The 17,688-nt window shown below is 73.0% G+C and carries 14 protein-coding genes; 10 read left to right on the forward strand and 4 right to left on the reverse strand.

The window, feature by feature from the left end; genetic code table 11:
* The first annotated feature begins 139 nt into the window (after positions 1 to 139).
* The 3 genes from ACFVDM_RS23715 (at position 140) to ACFVDM_RS23725 (ending at position 2,234) form a co-directional block, all read left to right on the forward strand.
* Positions 140 to 667 carry an SAV_6107 family HEPN domain-containing protein gene (locus ACFVDM_RS23715; protein ID WP_383643462.1) on the forward strand — a complete coding sequence of 176 codons (528 nt, stop codon included), beginning with the start codon at positions 140 to 142 and terminating at the stop codon, positions 665 to 667.
* A 100-nt stretch (positions 668 to 767) separates the two neighbouring features.
* The gene (locus tag ACFVDM_RS23720; RefSeq protein ID WP_383643465.1) at positions 768 to 1,526 is read left to right on the forward strand and encodes a class I SAM-dependent methyltransferase; all 759 of its coding nucleotides are present in this window, start codon (positions 768 to 770) and stop codon (positions 1,524 to 1,526) included.
* Between the two features lie 297 nt (positions 1,527 to 1,823).
* Positions 1,824 to 2,234, forward strand: a complete 411-nt coding sequence (locus tag ACFVDM_RS23725) for a DUF3040 domain-containing protein (RefSeq protein WP_383643468.1) — start codon at positions 1,824 to 1,826, stop codon at positions 2,232 to 2,234.
* A gap of 262 nt (positions 2,235 to 2,496) precedes the next feature.
* Here ACFVDM_RS23725 and ACFVDM_RS23730 read toward each other — a convergent pair whose 3' ends face one another.
* The 4 genes from ACFVDM_RS23730 to ACFVDM_RS23745 all read right to left on the reverse strand — a co-directional run bounded on the left by ACFVDM_RS23730 (position 2,497) and on the right by ACFVDM_RS23745 (position 8,123).
* The gene (locus ACFVDM_RS23730) at positions 2,497 to 4,902 is read right to left on the reverse strand and encodes a DUF3488 and DUF4129 domain-containing transglutaminase family protein (protein WP_383643470.1); all 2,406 of its coding nucleotides are present in this window, start codon (positions 4,900 to 4,902) and stop codon (positions 2,497 to 2,499) included.
* A gap of 10 nt (positions 4,903 to 4,912) precedes the next feature.
* Positions 4,913 to 6,262 carry a DUF58 domain-containing protein gene (locus ACFVDM_RS23735; protein ID WP_383643473.1) on the reverse strand — a complete coding sequence of 450 codons (1,350 nt, stop codon included), beginning with the start codon at positions 6,260 to 6,262 and terminating at the stop codon, positions 4,913 to 4,915.
* 23 nt (positions 6,263 to 6,285) lie between these two features.
* Positions 6,286 to 7,329 (reverse strand): AAA family ATPase, encoded by a 1,044-nt coding sequence (locus ACFVDM_RS23740; RefSeq protein ID WP_383643476.1) that lies wholly within the window; start codon positions 7,327 to 7,329, stop codon positions 6,286 to 6,288.
* Positions 7,330 to 7,577: 248 nt separating this feature from the next.
* Complete coding sequence (locus ACFVDM_RS23745; RefSeq protein WP_383643479.1) at positions 7,578 to 8,123, reverse strand: beta-class carbonic anhydrase; 546 nt, start codon at positions 8,121 to 8,123, stop codon at positions 7,578 to 7,580.
* A 381-nt stretch (positions 8,124 to 8,504) separates the two neighbouring features.
* On the opposite strand from ACFVDM_RS23745, the gene rsmH reads away from it, so the two are divergent.
* From rsmH to murD, 7 genes are read left to right on the forward strand one after another with little or no spacing between them, the layout of a single operon-like run.
* Complete coding sequence (gene rsmH / locus ACFVDM_RS23750; protein ID WP_383643482.1) at positions 8,505 to 9,470, forward strand: 16S rRNA (cytosine(1402)-N(4))-methyltransferase RsmH; 966 nt, start codon at positions 8,505 to 8,507, stop codon at positions 9,468 to 9,470.
* A 43-nt stretch (positions 9,471 to 9,513) separates the two neighbouring features.
* On the forward strand, positions 9,514 to 10,071 hold the full coding sequence (locus tag ACFVDM_RS23755) for a septum formation initiator (protein ID WP_383643485.1): 558 nt from the start codon (positions 9,514 to 9,516) through the stop codon (positions 10,069 to 10,071).
* Positions 10,072 to 10,075: 4 nt separating this feature from the next.
* The gene (locus ACFVDM_RS23760; protein ID WP_383643488.1) at positions 10,076 to 12,058 is read left to right on the forward strand and encodes a peptidoglycan D,D-transpeptidase FtsI family protein; all 1,983 of its coding nucleotides are present in this window, start codon (positions 10,076 to 10,078) and stop codon (positions 12,056 to 12,058) included.
* A gap of 16 nt (positions 12,059 to 12,074) precedes the next feature.
* Complete coding sequence (locus ACFVDM_RS23765) at positions 12,075 to 13,778, forward strand: UDP-N-acetylmuramoyl-L-alanyl-D-glutamate--2,6-diaminopimelate ligase (protein ID WP_383643491.1); 1,704 nt, start codon at positions 12,075 to 12,077, stop codon at positions 13,776 to 13,778.
* Between the two features lie 4 nt (positions 13,779 to 13,782).
* Positions 13,783 to 15,189 carry a UDP-N-acetylmuramoyl-tripeptide--D-alanyl-D-alanine ligase gene (murF, locus tag ACFVDM_RS23770; protein WP_383643494.1) on the forward strand — a complete coding sequence of 469 codons (1,407 nt, stop codon included), beginning with the start codon at positions 13,783 to 13,785 and terminating at the stop codon, positions 15,187 to 15,189.
* Complete coding sequence (gene mraY / locus ACFVDM_RS23775) at positions 15,186 to 16,256, forward strand: phospho-N-acetylmuramoyl-pentapeptide-transferase (protein WP_383643497.1); 1,071 nt, start codon at positions 15,186 to 15,188, stop codon at positions 16,254 to 16,256. Before murF ends, mraY begins: the two co-directional genes overlap by 4 nt.
* Positions 16,253 to 17,680, forward strand: coding sequence for a UDP-N-acetylmuramoyl-L-alanine--D-glutamate ligase (gene murD / locus ACFVDM_RS23780; protein ID WP_383643959.1), 1,428 nt, complete (start codon positions 16,253 to 16,255; stop codon positions 17,678 to 17,680). The genes mraY and murD overlap by 4 nt, the downstream gene beginning before the upstream one ends.
* Positions 17,681 to 17,688 lie beyond the last annotated feature (8 nt).

The following is a 17,688-nucleotide window of genomic DNA, read 5'->3' on the forward strand; positions in this document are numbered from 1 at the left end:
GGTCAGTTCAAAAAGGTAACCCGAACTCGCGAGCGAGGCAAAAGTGCAGGTCAGAGGGGTACTCGGGTCGATTGTCAGTGGGGGCCGTCACGATGGACACAGACGGCCACCGAGCCGTTACGAGACAGGAGGTATCGTCATGGCCCATTCGTCCGCAGCAGCCGCTCCGCGACGCCGCGCAGACGGCCCCGCCCCCTCACCGACCGGCCCGGCGCACGACGTCCATCCCGTACTGCGGCGCACCACCGCACCGCCCGCCGCCCTCGATCTCCTCGCCCAGGCCCGCGCCGGCCTGGAGGAGGCAGCTGTTCTCGACGTGCCGAACGAGCGCTACGCCACCGCCCACCTCGCCGCCCTGCGCACGGCCGCGGCCGTGCTCGCCGTCCGGGCCCGCCCCGAGACCCGCCCGCGCCGCCGCGAACGGATCCGCAGCGCCTGGGAGGTCCTGCCGGAGGTGGCGCCCGAGCTGACCGAATGGAGCGCGCTCTTCGCGTCCGGCGCCGCGCGCCGGGCCCGCGCGGAGGCCGGCATACCGGGGGCGGCCGGCCGGCGGGACGCGGACGACCTCCTGCGCGACGCGGCGATGTTCCTGCGCCTGGTGGAGCGGCTGCTGGTGCTCCAGCCGGTGCTGCCGCAGCCCCGCACGGAGCGGTACGACGCGGGATGACGGCGCCGGCGGCGCGAGGCAATAGGGTGGCAGGGACCTGTTACCTGCGCTGTTCACGCCCCGCCCCCGGCGGCGGCGCCGTGCCGAGGAGACAAAAGCCGTGTCGGACCAGCTGCGCCCCCGCGCCTCCCTTCGTACCGCTGTGGTGTGGGACGTCCTCAAGGACGCCCTCGACCGCCGGGCCGAGGCGACCGGCAGGGACGTCCTGGACGTGCTGGACACCGGCGGCGGCACGGGCAACTTCGCCGTGCCCGTCGCCCGCCTGGGCCACCGGGTCACCGTCGTCGACCCCAGCCCCAACGCGCTCTTCGCGCTGGAGCGCCGGGCCGCCGAGGCGGGGGTCGCCGAGCGCGTCCACGGCGTGCAGGGCGACATCCTCGGCCTCTTCGACGTGGTCGAGCGCGGGGGCTACGACGCGGTGCTCTGCCACGGCGTCCTGGAGTTCGTGGACGATCCCGCCGAGGGCGTACGGCACGCGGTGGAGGCGCTCCGCCCGTCCGGCGCGCTCAGCCTGCTCGCCGCCGGGCTCGGTGGGGCGGTGCTCGCCCGCGCGCTCGCCGGCCACTTCACCGAGGCCCGGCAGGCGCTCGGCGACCCCGACGGCCGCTGGGGCGAGGGTGACCCCATGCCCCGGCGCTACACGGCCGAGCAGCTCACCGAGCTGGTCGAGGCAGCGAAGATCGAGGTCGGCGCGGTTCACGGCGTCCGCGTCTTCGCCGACCTCGTCCCCGGGGTCCTCGTGGACACCGAGCCCGGGGCGATGGAAGCCCTGCTCAAGCTGGAGGCGGCGGCGGCCGAGCTGCCGGCCTTCCACTCGGTGGCCACCCAGCTCCACGTCCTGGGCACCCGCCGACCCTGAGCACGGACCGCCCGGAACCCGGTACGGACTCCGCGGCAGCGTGGCTGATCAGCGACGCAGCCGCAGACGGAGTACGCCCCAGCAGCCCCGATCGGAGCCCTGGCCCCGTATGATCGGAGGACACCATCCGGCATGACGGATCGGAGGTTGGGGAATCAACGCCTCAGCAGCTGAGCCGTCGTGGCGGCCCGGACTGGCTGATTGGCAATGAGGGCGGGTTTCACGGGGGCGATTCCCTGCCTATCCTGGAAGGGCCGCATACCGGCCGTCCCCGCGGCCGACGACGAGGAGGACTCCGTGCCGCTCTCGGAGCACGAGCAGCGAATGCTCGAGCAAATGGAGCGAGCGCTGTACGCCGAAGATCCCAAGTTCGCGACAGCGCTCGAGGGAAGTGGGCTGCGTACATACACCCGGCGACGGGTCTACCAGGCAATTGCTGGCTTCCTGGTGGGAATCGCGCTCCTCATGGCCGGAATGGTCGCTGAGAAGATGTGGATCACGGTGGCGCTCGGCGTGGTCGGGTTCCTCGTCATGCTGGGTTGCGCCGTGCTGGCCGTCACCGGCTGGCGCAAGGCGCCTAAGCCGGGCGAGCAACAGGCGGTGCGGGCCGGCGGTGCCGGTGAACGCCGTCAGAGCCGGCAGCGCCGCTCCGTCATGAACCGCATCGAGCAGCGGTGGCAGCGCCGCCGCGACGAGCAGGGCCAGTAGGCGTTCTTACACGTTCGGGTGAGGGGCGGTCGCGTTGTCGCGGCCGCCCCTCACCCATGGCCGGGCGGGTAGCGGCGGGGCAGCGTTCTGTGCGGTGTGTCGTGCGTGCCGCCCCTGGGCACCGAGTCCCTGGGAGTCCGGGGCCGTTTCCGCCGTATCGCGCTCCGGGTTCCGTGGTTCCCCATGCCTGGGCCGCCCCTTCGCTCAGCTCCGACGGTCCCGGGCGGCCCGCCCCGCAGGGAGGCCGCCCGGGACCGTGGGGTCAGCCCTGCTGGCGGGACGGGCGGCGGGGCCAGACCGGCCGGCGCGGCAGCCGCCACCGTCCGGCCAGGGCCGCGCGGCGTTCGGCGAGGGCCCACACCACCCGTACGGCCGAGCGCGGAGCGACGGTCGCACGGAGCCGGGTGCGGCGGTCGGCCGAGAGCCGGAGCCCCGCCCGGACCGTCCGGGCGTCCTGGGCCAGGCCCGGCATCGGACGCGGCTCCGGCGCGTAGAGCACCTGCTCCACCGACCCGGCGACCCGGTGGACCGCGGCGGCCGCCTCGGTGTCCAGCCGGCCCTCCCGCGCCACCCGTTCGGCGGCCCTGCGCGGCGTCAGCGAATCGTCCGGCGCGATGCCGTGGTCCCAGGCGGTGTCGGTGATCTCCTGCCAGGCCGCCAGCGTTCTCGCGGCGGTGTCCGCCGGGGTCCGGCCGGTGGACGAACCGAGCCTGCGGGCCCGGACGCGGGTGCGCCAGAGCATCGGCAGCGCCGGGAGCAGCAGCACGACCAGCACCAGCAGGACCACACCGAGCACGGTGCCGACCGGGGTCCCCGGGTCCTTCGGCGCCACGAGCCCCGGCAGGGCCGAGCTGCCGCACTCGCCCTGGCGGCGCATCTGCGCCGGGCAGCTCTCGGAGGCGGACGGCGTGGCCGCCGCTGCCGCCGAGGGGTCCTTCTCCGGCTGCGCCGGATCCGCCGTGTCCCCGGCCGGGGCGTCCGGCAGGGTGTACGACGGGGTGGAGCCACGGGTCGGGGTCGGCTCGAAGCGGGTCCAGCCCACGCCCTCGAAGTACAGCTCGGGCCAGGCGTGCGCGTCGCGCAGCCCGACCGACATCGACCCGTCGGACTTGGGCGCGCCGGGGGTGAAGCCCACGGCGACCCGGGCCGGGATGCCCAGCGTCCGCGCCATCGCGGCCATCGTGAACGAGAAGTGGACGCAGAAGCCCCTACGGTCCCGCAGGAACCGGCCGATCGCGGCGCTGCCCGTCCCCGAGGTCACCGAGGTGTCGTAGGTGAAACCGCCGTCCGAAGCGAAGTAGTTCTGGATCCTCACCGCCTGCTCGTAGGCGTTGGACGCCCCCTTCGTCACCTCCTCGGCCGTCTGCTTGACCACCAGGGGCAGCGTGTCCGGCACCTGTGTGTACTCGCGGAGCAGGGCCTCCGGTGCCGGGCCCGCGTTCGCGAGCTGCTGGGCCGTCGGCTGCACCAGCAGGCTGGAGATCTCGTACCGGGCGCCGCCGGTCGTCTCCCCGTCGTCCCCGACGAGGGTGCGGCCCTCCGGCTCGTACCGCCACTTGCCGCCGACCCGCACCTCGGTCGCCGGATAGGGGAGCGGCAGATAGGTCTGCCGGTAGGAGTCCGCGGCGGAGATATTGGTGCGGATCTCCGTGACGGCGACGTCCGACGCCAGGCCGGCCGGCTGCGGAAGCCGCTTCGGCACGTCCCGCAGCCGTCGTGTGGAGGCCCGCCACTCGTTCCCGTTGAACTGGTCCAGAGCCAGGATGCGGAGGTAGAAGTCCTGCACACCGGTCGCGTTGGTGCGGTACGTCATCACCTCCCGGTTCTCCGGCTGGTTGAGGTTGTTCTGCAGCGAGACCAGCGGGTTGACCGCCGAGATGGTGCCGCCACCGCCGCCCTTGCCGTTCCCGGCGCCCGAGCCCAGCAGCAGCCCGCTGTCGAGTGCGGGCAGGGCGGCCGGCACGACCAGGGCGATGCCCAGGGCCAGCGCGCCGATGCGCCGGCCGGTGCGCACCGGGGCGAGCGCCCTTCCGCTCTCCAGACCGGCCGACGACGGGCCGCGGGACCGGGCCGCCCCCGCGAAGACCCGCCCCCACTGGGAGAGCCGGTCGCGGCCCTCGGCCAGCAGCAGGAGCAGATAGCCGGAGGCGGCCAGCAGGAACCACAGCCAGTCCGCGCCGCCGTCGGAGAGCCCGGCCGCCACCGAGTACAGCGCGAGCAGCGGCAGCCCGGCGGGCGCGGCGCTGCGGAAGGTGACCGCCAGCGCGTCCACCAGCAGCCCGACCAGCAGCACCCCGCCCACCAGCATCAGCCGGATGCCCTCGGTGGCCGGTGCCGGGATCGCGTACCGCCCGACGTCGTCCGCACCCGCGTTGAGCAGATCCGCCAGCCGCTGCACCGACAGCGGGCCGGGCAGGAAACCCGCCAGCGCCTGCTCCCGGGCGAACGCGGCGGTCAGCAGGAGCACCGTCACCACCGCCTGGCCGGCCACGATCAGCAGCCTGGGCAGGGGCACCCGCCGTCCGAGGGCCCCCACCCCGACCTGCACGGCCAGCAGGAACCCGGCCTGCAGGATCCAGGCGACCGGGTCGACCAGCGGCAGCATCGAACACGCCGCCATCAGCGTCGCCGCGAAGGCGCCGAGCGCCAGCCGACCACGACCGCTCATGAACGTCCCCTCATGACCAACCATCCGTGAAACCCGTCGTACCGCCCGCCGCGCCGGACCGGGTGAGGGCGTCGTGCCGGCTCGCCTGCTGCCACAGCGCGGCGAGCTCCGCGCCCGGCGGGACCGGCACGACCGTCCACCCCGCCTCGCGCAGCCGCCGCAGCCGCTCCCCGGCCGCCGTGTCCGTCGTGGGCCCGTCCCCGTGGACCCAGGTGCCGCTGTCCAGGACGAAGGCGACCGCCCCGCCGCTGCGCTGGCGCATCCGGGCCGCCACCGCCGCCTGCTCCTCGTCCAGGTCGCCGAAGAAGGCGATCAGCAGCCCCTCGTTGCCCCCGCGCAGCACGTCGTACGCCCGGGAGAGGCCGCCCCCGTCCGAGTGGTCGACGACGGCCAGGGTGTCCATCATCAGACCGGCCGATTCCGCGGAGTCCTGGGTGGAACCGGCGAAGCCGCTCTCGCCCTCGCCCGGCACCGAGGTGCCGTCGTCCGTCAGCAGCCGCACCGCGAAGCCCCGCTCCAGCATGTGCACCAGCGCGGACGCCGCACCGGAGACCGCCCACTCGAAGGCCGAGTCGGGGCCCGTGCCCCGGAAGGCGATCCGCCGGGTGTCCAGCAGCACCGTGCACCGGGCCCGCTGCGGCTGCTCCTCGCGGCGCACCATCAGCTCGCCGTAGCGCGCGGTGGAACGCCAGTGGACGCGGCGCAGATCGTCGCCGTGCCGGTAGCCGCGCGGGATGACGTCGTCCTCACCGGCCAGCGCCAGCGTGCGCTGCCGCCCCTCGCCGTAGCCCGACGACTCGCCGGACAGCCGCACCGGTGGCAGCGGCTCGGTGCGCGGGACGACCACCAGCGTGTCGTACGCGCTGAAGGACCGGGTCAGCTCGCACATCCCGAACGGATCGCTCAGCCGCAGCTGGAGCGGCCCGAGCGGATAGCGCCCGCGCAGATCCGACCGCACCCGGTACGACACCTCGCGGCGCCCGCCCGCCTCCACCCGGTCCAGCACGAACCGGGGCCGGGGCCCGAGCACGTACGGCACCCGGTCCTGGAGCATCAGCAACCCGGTGGGCAGCCGCGAGACGTTGTCCATCCGCAGATGGACCCGCGCCTCGGAGCCCGCGGGGACCCGGGACGGGGAGAGCTTGCGGGTGCCCGCCACCCGGTAGCGGGTGCGGTAGAGCACCGTGGCGCAGACCAGCGGCAGCACCGCGAGCAGCAGGCCGACCCGCAGGAGATCGGCCTGGCCCAGCACATACGCGCAGACCGCGGCGGCCACACCGGCCGCGAGGAAGGACCGGCCCCGGGTGGTCAGACCGCCCAGGGCGGCCCGCAGACCACCCTTGTCCTCGCTCTCGTCCATCCCGGTCGGCCCCCCGGCGGACATCAGAGCCGCCGCGCGCCGGGCTGCGGCCGGCCGCCGTACCCCGCGCCCTGCTGGTGCGGGGGAACGGCCGCGCCGCCCGAGCCCGTGGGCACCGGGGTCTGCTGAAGGATCTCCCGCACCACCTGCTCGGCCGTGCGGCGGTTCAGCTGGGCCTGGGCGGTGGGCAGCAGCCGGTGCGAGAGCACCGCGACGGCCAGCGCCTGCACATCGTCCGGCAGGCAGTAGTCCCGGCCGTTCAGTGCCGCGGAGGCCTTGGCGGCGCGCAGCAGATGCAGGGTGGCGCGCGGCGAGGCGCCCAGCCGCAGATCGGCGTGGCCGCGGGTGGCCCCGACCAGCTGCACCGCGTACCGCCGGACGGCCTCGGCCACGTGGACCGTGCGCACCGCCTCGATCAGCTTGGCGATGTCGTGCGCGTGCGCCACCGGCTGGAGGTCGTCGAGCGGCGAGACGCCGCCGTGCACGTCGAGCATCCGCAGCTCGGCCTCCGCGCTGGGATAGCCGATCGACACCCGCGCCATGAACCGGTCGCGCTGGGCCTCGGGCAGCGGGTAGGTGCCCTCCATCTCCACCGGGTTCTGCGTGGCGACCACCATGAAGGGGTCGGGCAGCTCGTAGGAGTGGCCGTCGATGGTGACCTGGCGCTCCTCCATCGACTCCAGCAGCGCGGACTGGGTCTTCGGCGAGGCGCGGTTGATCTCGTCGCCGATCACGATCTGGGCGAAGATCGCGCCCGGTTTGAACTCGAACTCGCGGCGCTGCTGGTCGAAGACGGACACCCCGGTGATGTCCGACGGCAGCAGGTCCGGTGTGAACTGGATGCGCCGCACCGAACAGTCGATGGACCGGGCCAGCGCCTTGGCGAGCATGGTCTTGCCGACGCCCGGGACATCCTCTATCAGCAGATGCCCCTCGGCGAGCAGCACGGTCAGCGCCAGACTCACGACCTCGGGCTTGCCCTCGATCACGCCCTCCACCGACCTGCGCACCCGCTCCGCTGTGGTGGTCAGATCTGTGAGGCTCGCTCGATCGTCATAGGTCGTCACCCGGCCCTCCTCGGCCCCTGCCCCGCGCTCGCACGGAGCACGGGTTCCCCAGTCACGGGCCGGCGCCCTCGTACGGCCCGGCCCACCCCGAAATGCGGACACCGCGCCGGACGGGTCCGGCGGGGTGTCTCTCCCGCATTCTTGTTGCCGTTACCGCTTCGTGTCACTCGCCTGTGGACAACCGGGGTCGATATGTCGGATCGGGAGGGATTTTCTCCGCCGGACGGGGGTGCGGCGGAGGGGTCGCGTCAAGAAACCGGAAGGATCTCGCGCAGCAGCCCCGTCGTCACGTCGAAGACGAAACCGCGCACGTCGTCCGCGTGCAGCAGGAACGGCGAGGTGCGGACCCGCTGCATCGACTGGCGGACGTCCTGGTCCGCGTCGCTGTAGGCCTCCACCGCCCAGGCCGGCCGCTGGCCGACCTCCATCTCCAGCTCGTGGCGGAACTCCTCGGTGATGGACTCCATGCCGCAGTTGGTGTGGTGGATCAGGATCACACTGCGGGTGCCGAGCGCGCGCTGGCTGATCGACAGCGAGCGGATCACGTCGTCGGTCACCACACCACCGGCGTTGCGGATGGTGTGACAGTCGCCGAGCGCCAGGCCGAGCGCCTTGTGGAGGTCCAGACGGGCGTCCATGCACGCCACCACGGCGACGCGGAGCACGGGCTTGGCGTCCATGCCGGGGTCGGTGAACTCGGCGGCGTACTGGACGTTCGCCTCGACGAGCCGGTCGGTGACGGTACCGCCGGTGCGGGCCTGGCCCGCGGCAGGGGAGTGCGCAGAAGTCGACATGCTCTAGACGTTAGTGCCCGGGGGACCCGTCGGCGTGGTGGGGAAGGGGACAAAGAACGTCAACGACACTTGTTGTGAGGTAACCCACAAGCCTCACACCCGCCCACCCGGCCGGGTGAACGACGCGGGGGCCGACGCGCTGCCGGGTTGATTGATCGGGAATCGATCGAATGGCAGGGTGGACTAAAGTGACGGGAAGTTACCGACACCCTGCACATTCCGATGTTTTCCCCGTGTGCGCGGCGTACGTACGGCCCGGCCCTCTCCCGCTCGCCGGTCGGCTGACGCCCCTTCCCCGGCGCCGGCGGACCTCCCCTTCGCGAGCGGGCGGGGACCAGGCCGTACGTGCAGCGCCCCCGGGACCTGAGCCTGAGAGGGCGCATGAGCCAGACCCGACACGTCCCGGTGATGCTCCAGCGGTGCCTGGACCTGTTGGCCCCGGCTCTGGAGGCCCCCGCCGCGCAGCCGCCCGTCGTCGTCGACTGCACCCTCGGACTCGGCGGCCACAGCGAGGCTCTGCTCTCCGCCTTCCCCACCGCCCGGCTGATCGCGCTCGACCGGGACAAGGAGGCGCTGCGCCTCTCCGGTGAACGGCTCGCCCCCTACGGGGACCGCGCCACCCTGGTGCACGCCGTCTACGACGAACTGCCCGAGGTGCTGGAGCGGCTCGGCGTCCCCCGCGTCCAGGGCGTCCTCTTCGACCTCGGCGTCTCCTCCATGCAGCTCGACGAGGCCGACCGCGGCTTCGCGTACGCCCAGGACGCGCCCCTCGACATGCGCATGGACCAGACGACCGGCATCGGCGCGGCCGAGGTGCTCAACACCTACCCGCCGGGCGAACTGGTCAGGATCCTGCGCGCGTACGGCGAGGAGAAGCAGGCGAAACGGATCGTCTCCGCGGTCGTCCGTGAACGCGAGAAGGAGCCGTTCACCAACAGCGCCCGGCTCGTCGAGCTGATCCGCGACTCCCTGCCGCAGGCCGCCAAGCGCACCGGCGGCAACCCCGCCAAGCGGACCTTCCAGGCCCTGCGCATCGAGGTCAACGGCGAACTGACCGTCCTGGAACGGGCGATCCCGGCCGCCGTGCGCAGCCTCGCCGTCGGCGGACGCATCGCCGTCCTCTCGTACCACTCGCTGGAGGACCGGCTGGTCAAGCAGGTTTTCGCCGCGGGGGCCGCGAACACGGCCCCGCCCGGACTGCCCGTCGTCCCCGAGCGCTACCAGCCCCGGCTCAAGCTGCTCACCCGGGGCGCGGAACTGCCCACCGAGGAAGAGGTCGCCGAGAACCGGCGCGCCGCCCCCGCCCGGCTGCGCGGCGCCCAGCGCATCCGCGAGGACGAGCGATGAGCGGCCCCCGCGCGCGGACCGGGTCCGGTCCGGGAGCGGCGCGGTGAGCACCCCGGCGGGCCGGCTGAAGGGGCGGGCGGCACGGCTCGGCAGGCTGATGCCGGCCGGGCCCAGCAAGGCGGCCCGGACCCCGTTCGTGCTGCTGGTCGTGGTGCTCCTCGGCGGCGGCCTGATCAGCCTGCTCCTGCTGAACTCCGCGCTCAACGAGGGCTCCTTCCGGCTCAGCGAACTGCGCAAGCGGACCACCGAGCTGACCGACGACCAGCAGGCCCTCCAGCGCGACGTCGACCGCGCCTCCGAGCCGGACGCACTCGCCCGGCGCGCCCGGGAGCTGGGCATGGTCCCCGGCGGCAGCCCCGTCTTCCTCGGCCCCGACGGCAAGGTCCGCGGCGTGCCCTCCACCGCCACCGCCGAGCCCACCCCGGCCGCGCCGAAGCCGTCCCCCTCCGAACCGGTGTCCCAGGCCGCCCCGCAGGCCTCCGGACAGCCCCGGCCGACCCCCGCCCCGTCGGCCCCCGCGAGCGGCGCCCCGGTGACGCCCGGCGCCTCCGCGAGCCCGCGTACCACGGCGGTACCGCCCTCCCCGAGCCCCGGCAGGTGACGCAGTGCCCTCCAAGGAACCACCGCGCCGCAGGGTCCCCGGCCCGGCGCGCCCGCGCGGCACGGCCCCCCGCTCCGGACGCCCCGAACCGCGCCGGCGGCCCGCGCCCGCCCCGCGCGGCCGCGCCGGGCAGGCACCCCGCTCCTCCCGCCCGCTGCGCCTCGGCAGCCCGCGGCCCCGGCTGCGGCTGGTCAGCCTCGCCCTGACGCTCGTCATGATCGCGTTCGTCGTCCGGCTCCTGCAGGTCCAGGCCGTGGACGCCGGGGCGTACGCCGCGAAGGCCGAGAAGAACCGCTATCTGAGCTACACGGTGGCCGCCGAGCGCGGCGAGATCACCGACCGCAGCGGCATCGCACTGGCCACCAGCGTCGACGCGTACGACATCACCGCCGACCCCAAGATGTTCACGCCCGAGGACAGCAAGGCCCCCGACGCGCCGCAGCAGGCCGCGGCGCTGCTCGCGCCGATCCTCGGGACCGACGCGGCCGGGCTGGCCGAGAAGCTCTCCAAGCCGAAGAGCCGGTACGCCGTGCTGGCCCGCCGGCAGACCCCGCAGGTCTGGAAGCAGATCAAGGACCTCAAGTCCGTCTTCGCCGAGAAGGCGCAGAAGGACAAGGCGGCCGGCGGCCCCGGCGCCAATGTGCTGGCCGGGGTCTTCCAGGAGCCCACCACCAGGCGCGTCTACCCCAACGGGGGACTCGCCGCCGGGATACTGGGCTACGTCAACGCCGAGGGCAAGGGCGCCGGCGGCCTGGAATCGCAGCTGGACAAGGAGCTCGCGGGCCAGGACGGCACGATCAAGTACGCCCAGTCCGGCGGCCGCAGGGTGCCCACCGCGGGCACCAAGGAGGTTCCGGCCGTGGCCGGTTCCGATATCGAGCTGACCATCGACCGCGACATCCAGTGGGCCGCCCAGAAGGCCATCGCCGACCAGGTGAAGAAGTCGAAGGCCGACCGGGGCTACGTCGTCGTCCAGAACACCCGCACCGGCGAGGTCCTCGCCATGGCCAACGCGCCCGGCTTCGACCCCAACGACCTCTCCGGCGCCGACAGCGCCTCCCTGGGCAACGCGGCCCTCCAGGACGCCTACGAACCCGGCTCCACCAGCAAGGTCATGTCCATGGCCGCCGTCCTGGAGGAGGGGGTCGCCACCCCCCTCACCCATGTCACCGTGCCCAACCGGCTGCACCGCGGCGACCGGCTCTTCAAGGACGACATCGACCACATCACCTGGTACCTCACGCTCAACGGCGTCCTGGCCAAGTCCAGCAACATCGGCACCATCCTCGCCACCGGACAGCTCGGGAAGACCCAGCCCGAGGCCAACAAGGTGCTCTACTCCTACCTGCGCAAGTTCGGCATCGGCTCACCGACCGGACTCGACTACCCCGGCGAGACCCCCGGCATCCTCGCCAAACCGCAGGACTGGTCGGTCTCGCAGCAGTACACGATCCCCTTCGGCCAGGGACTCTCCCTCAACGCCATGCAGGCCGCCTCGATCTACTCGACCATCGCCAACGGCGGGGTCCGGATCGAACCGACCCTCGTCCGCGGCACCAAGGGCCCCGACGGACGCTTCACCGCCGCCGACGCGCCCGAGCAGACCCGCGTCGTCAGCGAGAAGACCGCCAAGACCCTCGCCACCATGCTGGAGTCCGTGGTCGGCGACGAGGAGGGCACCGGCACCAAGGCGAAGATCCCCGGCTACCGGGTCGCCGGAAAGACCGGTACGGCCAACCGGGTCGACCCGGTGCGCGGCGGCTACCACGGCTACACCGCCTCGTTCGCCGGATTCGCCCCCGCCGACGACCCCCGGATCACCGTGTACTGCGCCATCCAGAACCCCACCAGCGGCGGCCACTTCGGCGGCCAGATCTGCGGACCCATCTACAAGCAGGTCATGGAGTTCGCGCTGAAAACGCTCCAGACAGCCCCCTCGGGCAGCGAACCGGCCCGGCTGCCGGTGTCCTTCAAACCCGGCGAGTAACGCGCGGAGACCACCAGTGACAACCATCACCCCCGACCCCGGGAACCGGAACGGGAACCCCCGCCCCCCTGCCCCCTCACTTCGCGAGAGGCCGGGTGCGCCCGGTACGCTCACCGCCGTGCCCCACGCTGAACAGTCCCGAACCACCCCGAAGGACGCCCCTGTGAACTACCCGGGAGCGCCCCGCCCGGAACGACTGCGGCCGACCTCCCTGGTCACGCTGGCAGAGCTGCTGGGAGTAGAACCACCGGGCACCGGCGACGTCACCGGCATCACCCACGACTCCCGTGCGGTACGCCCCGGGGACGTCTACGCGGCCCTGCCCGGCGCCCGGCTCCACGGCGCCGACTTCGCCGGCCAGGCCGCCGGTCTCGGTGCCGCCGCGATCCTCACCGACCCGGCCGGCGCCGAACGCGCCGCCGCCACCGGACTCCCGGCGCTCGTCGTCGAGGACCCGCGCGGCCGGATGGGCGAACTCGCCGCCGAGATCTACGGCCACCCCGGCGCGGACCTGCTCCGCGTCGGCATCACCGGCACCTCCGGCAAGACCACCACCGCCTATCTGATCGAGGGCGGCTTCCGCGGTGCCGGCCGCGCCACCGGCCTCATCGGCACGGTGGAGACCCGCATCGGCGACGAGCGCATCAAGTCCGAGCGCACCACGCCCGAAGCCACCGACCTCCAGGCCCTGTTCGCGGTGATGCGCGAACGCGGCGTGGACGCGGTGACCATGGAGGTCTCCAGCCACGCCCTGATGCTCGGCCGGGTCGACGGCTGCGTCTTCGACGTCGCGGTCTTCAACAACCTCAGCCCGGAGCACATGGAGTTCCACTCCGGCATGGAGGACTACTTCCAGGCCAAGGCGCGGCTGTTCACCCCGCAGCGCAGCCGGCGGGCCGTCGTCAACCACGACGACGCGTACGGCCGCCGGCTGATCACCGAGGCCACCGTCCCGGTCACCACCTTCTCCGCCGAGGGCCACCCGGACGCCGACTGGCGCGCCGACGACGTCCGGGTCGGACAGCTCGGCTCCACCTTCACCGCGGTCGGCCCCCGGGGCGAGCGGATCGCCGCCGCCTCCCCGCTGCCCGGCCCCTTCAACGTCGCCAACACCCTCGCGGCGATCGTCGCGCTGGCCGTCGCGGGCGTCGACCCGCAGACCGCCGCCGACGGCATCGCCGCCGTCCCCGGGGTGCCCGGCCGGCTGGAGCGCGTCGACGCCGGACAGCCGTACCTGGCCCTCGTCGACTACGCGCACAAGACGGACGCCGTCGAATCGGTGCTGCGCTCGCTGCGCAAGGTCACCAAGGGCCGGCTGCACATCGTCCTCGGCTGCGGCGGCGACCGCGACACCACCAAACGCGGCCCGATGGGCGCGGCGGCGGCCCGGCTCGCCGACACCGCCGTGCTCACCTCCGACAACCCGCGCTCCGAGGACCCGCTGGGCATCCTCGCCGCCATGCTCGCCGGCGCCGCCGACGTCCCCGTGCACGAACGCGGCGACGTCCTGGTCGACGCCGACCGGGCCGCCGCCATCGCCGCCGCCGTCCGCCGCGCCGGACCCGGTGACACCGTGCTGATCGCCGGCAAGGGCCACGAGCAGGGCCAGGACATCCACGGAGTGGTCCGCCCCTTCGACGACCGGCTGGTCCTGCGCGAGGCCATCGAGCGGTCCCGGGGCCACGAGAACGCCACCCACGAGAACAACAGTCAGGGATGACCAAGTGATCGCCCTTTCCCTCGCCGAGATCGCGGACATCGTCGGCGGGCAGCCGCACGACATACCGGATCCGGCCGTCACCGTCAGCGGACCCGTCGTCATCGACTCCCGGGAGGTGAAGCAAGGCAGCCTCTTCGCCGCGTTCGCCGGCGAACGCGTCGACGGCCACGACTACGCGGCGCGCGCCGTCGAGGCGGGCGCGGCCGCCGTCCTGGCCACCCGTCCGGTCGGCGTCCCCGCGATCGTCGTCGACGACGTGGTGGCGGCGCTCGGCGCGCTCGCCCGGTCCGTCGTCGAGCGCCTCGGCAGCACCGTCGTCGCGCTCACCGGCTCCGCCGGCAAGACCTCCACCAAGGACCTCATCGCCCAGCTCCTGGAGCGCAAGGGCCCCACCGTCTACCCGGCGGGCAACCTCAACAACGAGATCGGCCTGCCGCTCACCGCGCTGCGCGCGACCGCCGAGACCCAGCACCTGGTCCTGGAGATGGGCGCCCGCTACATCGGGGACATCCGCTACCTCACCGGTCTCGTCCCCCCGCGCGTCGGCCTCGTCCTCAACGTCGGCAGCGCGCACATCGGCGAGTTCGGCGGCAAGGAGCAGATCGCCCAGGCCAAGGGCGAGATGGTCGAGTCCCTCCCCGAGGACGGCGTCGCCGTCCTCAACGCCGACGACCCCCTCGTCCGCGCCATGTCCTCCCGCACCAAGGCCCGGGTGGTCCTCTTCGGCGAAGCCGCGGATGCGGACGTACGGGGCGAAGACGTGCGCCTCACCGCGGACGGACGCCCCGCCTTCCGCCTCCACACACCCACCGGGTGCAGCGATGTGACCATGCGCCTGTACGGTGAGCACCACGTGTCGAACGCGCTCGCCGCGGCCGCCGTCGCCCATGAGTTGGGCCTGTCCGCAGACGAGATCGCCGTGGCGCTCTCCGAGGCGGGCACCCTCTCCCGCTGGCGCATGGAGGTCACCGAGCGTCCGGACGGCGTGACGTTCGTCAATGACGCCTACAACGCCAACCCCGAATCCATGAAGGCCGCACTGCGTGCGCTGGTCGCCATGGGGAAGGGGCGTCGTACGTGGGCGGTGCTCGGCCAGATGGCCGAGCTCGGCGACGCCTCGCTCGCCGAGCACGACGCGGTCGGACGGCTCGCCGTCCGGCTCAACGTCAGCAAGCTCGTCGCGGTCGGGGGCCGAGAGGCCTCCTGGCTGCAACTGGGCGCATACAACGAGGGTTCGTGGGGTGAGGAGTCGGTGCTTGTGTCCGACGCACAGGCTGCCGTCGACCTGTTGCGCAGGGAACTGCGCCCGGGAGACGTCGTGCTGGTGAAGGCGTCCCGGTCGGTCGGCCTGGAGCAGGTGGTAACGGCACTGCTGGAGAACGCGACCGAGGGCGAGGTCGCGGGCCGATGAGGCAGATCCTCTTCGCGGGAGCCATCGGGCTCTTCCTGACCCTGGTCGGCACCCCGCTGCTGATCAAGCTCCTGGCCCGCAAGGGATACGGGCAGTTCATCCGGGACGACGGCCCGCGCACCCACGGATCGAAGAAGGGCACGCCCACCATGGGCGGCATCGCCTTCATCCTGGCGACGATCATGGCCTATGTCCTGGCCAAGGTGATCACCGGCGAGGACATGCGCTTCTCCGGTGTGCTGGTCCTCTTCCTGATGACCGGCATGGGCCTGGTCGGCTTCCTCGACGACTACATCAAGATCGTCAAGCAGCGGTCGCTGGGTCTGCGTGCCAAGGCCAAGATGGCCGGCCAGCTGATCGTGGGCATCGCCTTCGCGGTGCTCTCGCTCCAGTTCGCCGACGCCCGCGGCAACACCCCGGCCTCCGACAAGCTCTCGTTCGTCGAGGACTTCGGCTGGTCGATCGGCCCGGTGCTCTTCGTCGTCTGGGCGCTGTTCATGATCCTCGCCATGTCCAACGGCGTGAACCTGACGGACGGTCTGGACGGCCTGGCCACCGGTGCCTCGGTGATGGTCTTCGGCGCGTACACCTTCATCGGCCTCTGGCAGTTCCAGGAGTCCTGCGCCAATGCCGCCACCCTCACCAACCCGAGCGCCTGCTTCGAGGTGAGAGACCCGCTCGACCTGGCGGTCGTGGCCTCCGCGCTGATGGGCGCCTGCTTCGGCTTCCTCTGGTGGAACACCTCGCCCGCCAAGATCTTCATGGGGGACACCGGTTCGCTGGCCCTCGGCGGCGCCCTGGCCGGCCTCGCGATCTGCTCCCGCACCGAATTCCTGATGGCGGTCCTCGGCGGCCTCTTCGTGATGATCACGATGTCCGTCGTCATCCAGGTCGGATCGTTCAAGATGACCGGCAAGCGGGTCTTCCGGATGGCCCCGCTCCAGCACCACTTCGAACTCAAGGGGTGGTCCGAGGTCCTTGTGGTGGTCCGCTTCTGGATCATCCAGGGCATGTGCGTCATCGTCGGACTCGGCCTCTTCTACGCAGGATGGGCAGCCAAGAAGTGAGCAACGTGGACTGGCGGGGCAAGCGCGTCACGGTCGCCGGACTCGGGGTCTCCGGGATCCCGGCGGCCCGGGTGCTGCACGGCCTCGGCGCCGTCGTGACCGTGGTCAACGACGGCGACGACGAACGTTCCCGCGGCCAGGCGGCGGAGCTGGAGGCGCAGGGCATCGCCGTGCGCCTCGGCGACGGCGCCACCCTGCCGGAGTCCACCGAACTCGTCGTCACCGCCCCCGGCTGGCGGCCCGACAAGCCGTTGTTCGCCGCGGCCGCCGAGGCGGGCGTCCCGGTCTGGGGCGACGTCGAACTCGCCTGGCGGCTGCGCGGACAGGACGGCAGGAAGCCCGCACCCTGGCTCGCGGTCACCGGCACCAACGGCAAGACCACGACCGTCCGGATGCTCGCCTCCATCCTGGAGGCAGCGGGGCTGCGCACGGCCGCCGTCGGCAACATCGGCGTCTCGCTGCTGGACGCCGTGCTCGGCGAGGAGACGTACGACGTCCTGGCCGTCGAGCTCTCCAGCTACCAGCTGCACTGGGCGCCCTCGCTGCGCGCCCACTCCGGGGCCGTCCTCAACCTGGCCCCCGACCACCTCGACTGGCACGGTTCCATGGAGGCGTACGCCGCCGACAAGGGCCGGATCTACGAGGGCAACACGGTCGCCTGTGTGTACAACGCGGCGGACCCGGCCACCGAGGACCTGGTGCGCGAGGCGGACGTCGAGGAGGGCTGCCGGGCGATCGGCTTCACCCTCGCCACCCCCGGCCCCTCCCAGCTCGGCGTGGTCGACGGCATCCTCGTCGACCGGGCCTTCGTGGCCAACCGGCAGAAGCAGGCCCAGGAGCTGGCCGAGGTCGCGGACGTGAACCCGCCGGCCCCGCACAACATCGCCAACGCGCTGGCCGCCGCCGCGCTGGCCCGCGCCTTCGGCGTGCCGCCGACCGCCGTGCGCGACGGACTGCGGGCCTTCCGCCCCGACCCGCACCGCATCGAGCACGTCGCGGACGTCGCGGGGGTCACGTACATCGACGACTCCAAGGCCACCAACACCCACGCCGCCGAGGCCTCCCTCGCGGCCTACGAGCCGATCGTCTGGATCGCCGGCGGCCTCGCCAAGGGCGCCACCTTCGACGAGCTGGTCAAGGGGTGCGCCGGGCGGTTGAGGGGCGTCGTCCTGATGGGCGCCGACCGCGCCCTGATCCGCGAAGCCCTCGCGCGACACGCGCCCGAGGTCCCGGTGACCGACCTCGACCGGACCGACACTGGGGCGATGTCCGAGGCGGTCCGCGAGGCGGCACGGCTCGCCCGGCCGGGAGACACCGTACTGATGGCCCCGGCCTGCGCCTCGATGGACATGTTCGTCAACTACAACAAGCGGGGCGAGGCCTTCGCGGAGGCCGTCCGCGCGCTGGCCGCCGAGAACGCCTGACGGGCCCG

The organism is Streptomyces sp. NPDC057682, from assembly GCF_042799575.1.
Lineage (GTDB): Bacteria > Actinomycetota > Actinomycetes > Streptomycetales > Streptomycetaceae > Streptomyces.

Excerpts from the sequence above, each read along its gene's own strand:
- rsmH (WP_383643482.1), top strand. The coding sequence starts at position 8,505 with ATGAGCCAGACCCGACACGTCCCGGTGATGCTCCAGCGGTGCCTGGAC.
- ACFVDM_RS23730 (WP_383643470.1), bottom strand. The coding sequence starts at position 4,902 with ATGAGCGGTCGTGGTCGGCTGGCGCTCGGCGCCTTCGCGGCGACGCTG.
- mraY (WP_383643497.1), top strand. The coding sequence starts at position 15,186 with ATGAGGCAGATCCTCTTCGCGGGAGCCATCGGGCTCTTCCTGACCCTG.
- ACFVDM_RS23715 (WP_383643462.1), top strand. The coding sequence starts at position 140 with ATGGCCCATTCGTCCGCAGCAGCCGCTCCGCGACGCCGCGCAGACGGC.
- ACFVDM_RS23735 (WP_383643473.1), bottom strand. The coding sequence starts at position 6,262 with ATGGACGAGAGCGAGGACAAGGGTGGTCTGCGGGCCGCCCTGGGCGGT.
- ACFVDM_RS23745 (WP_383643479.1), bottom strand. The coding sequence starts at position 8,123 with ATGTCGACTTCTGCGCACTCCCCTGCCGCGGGCCAGGCCCGCACCGGC.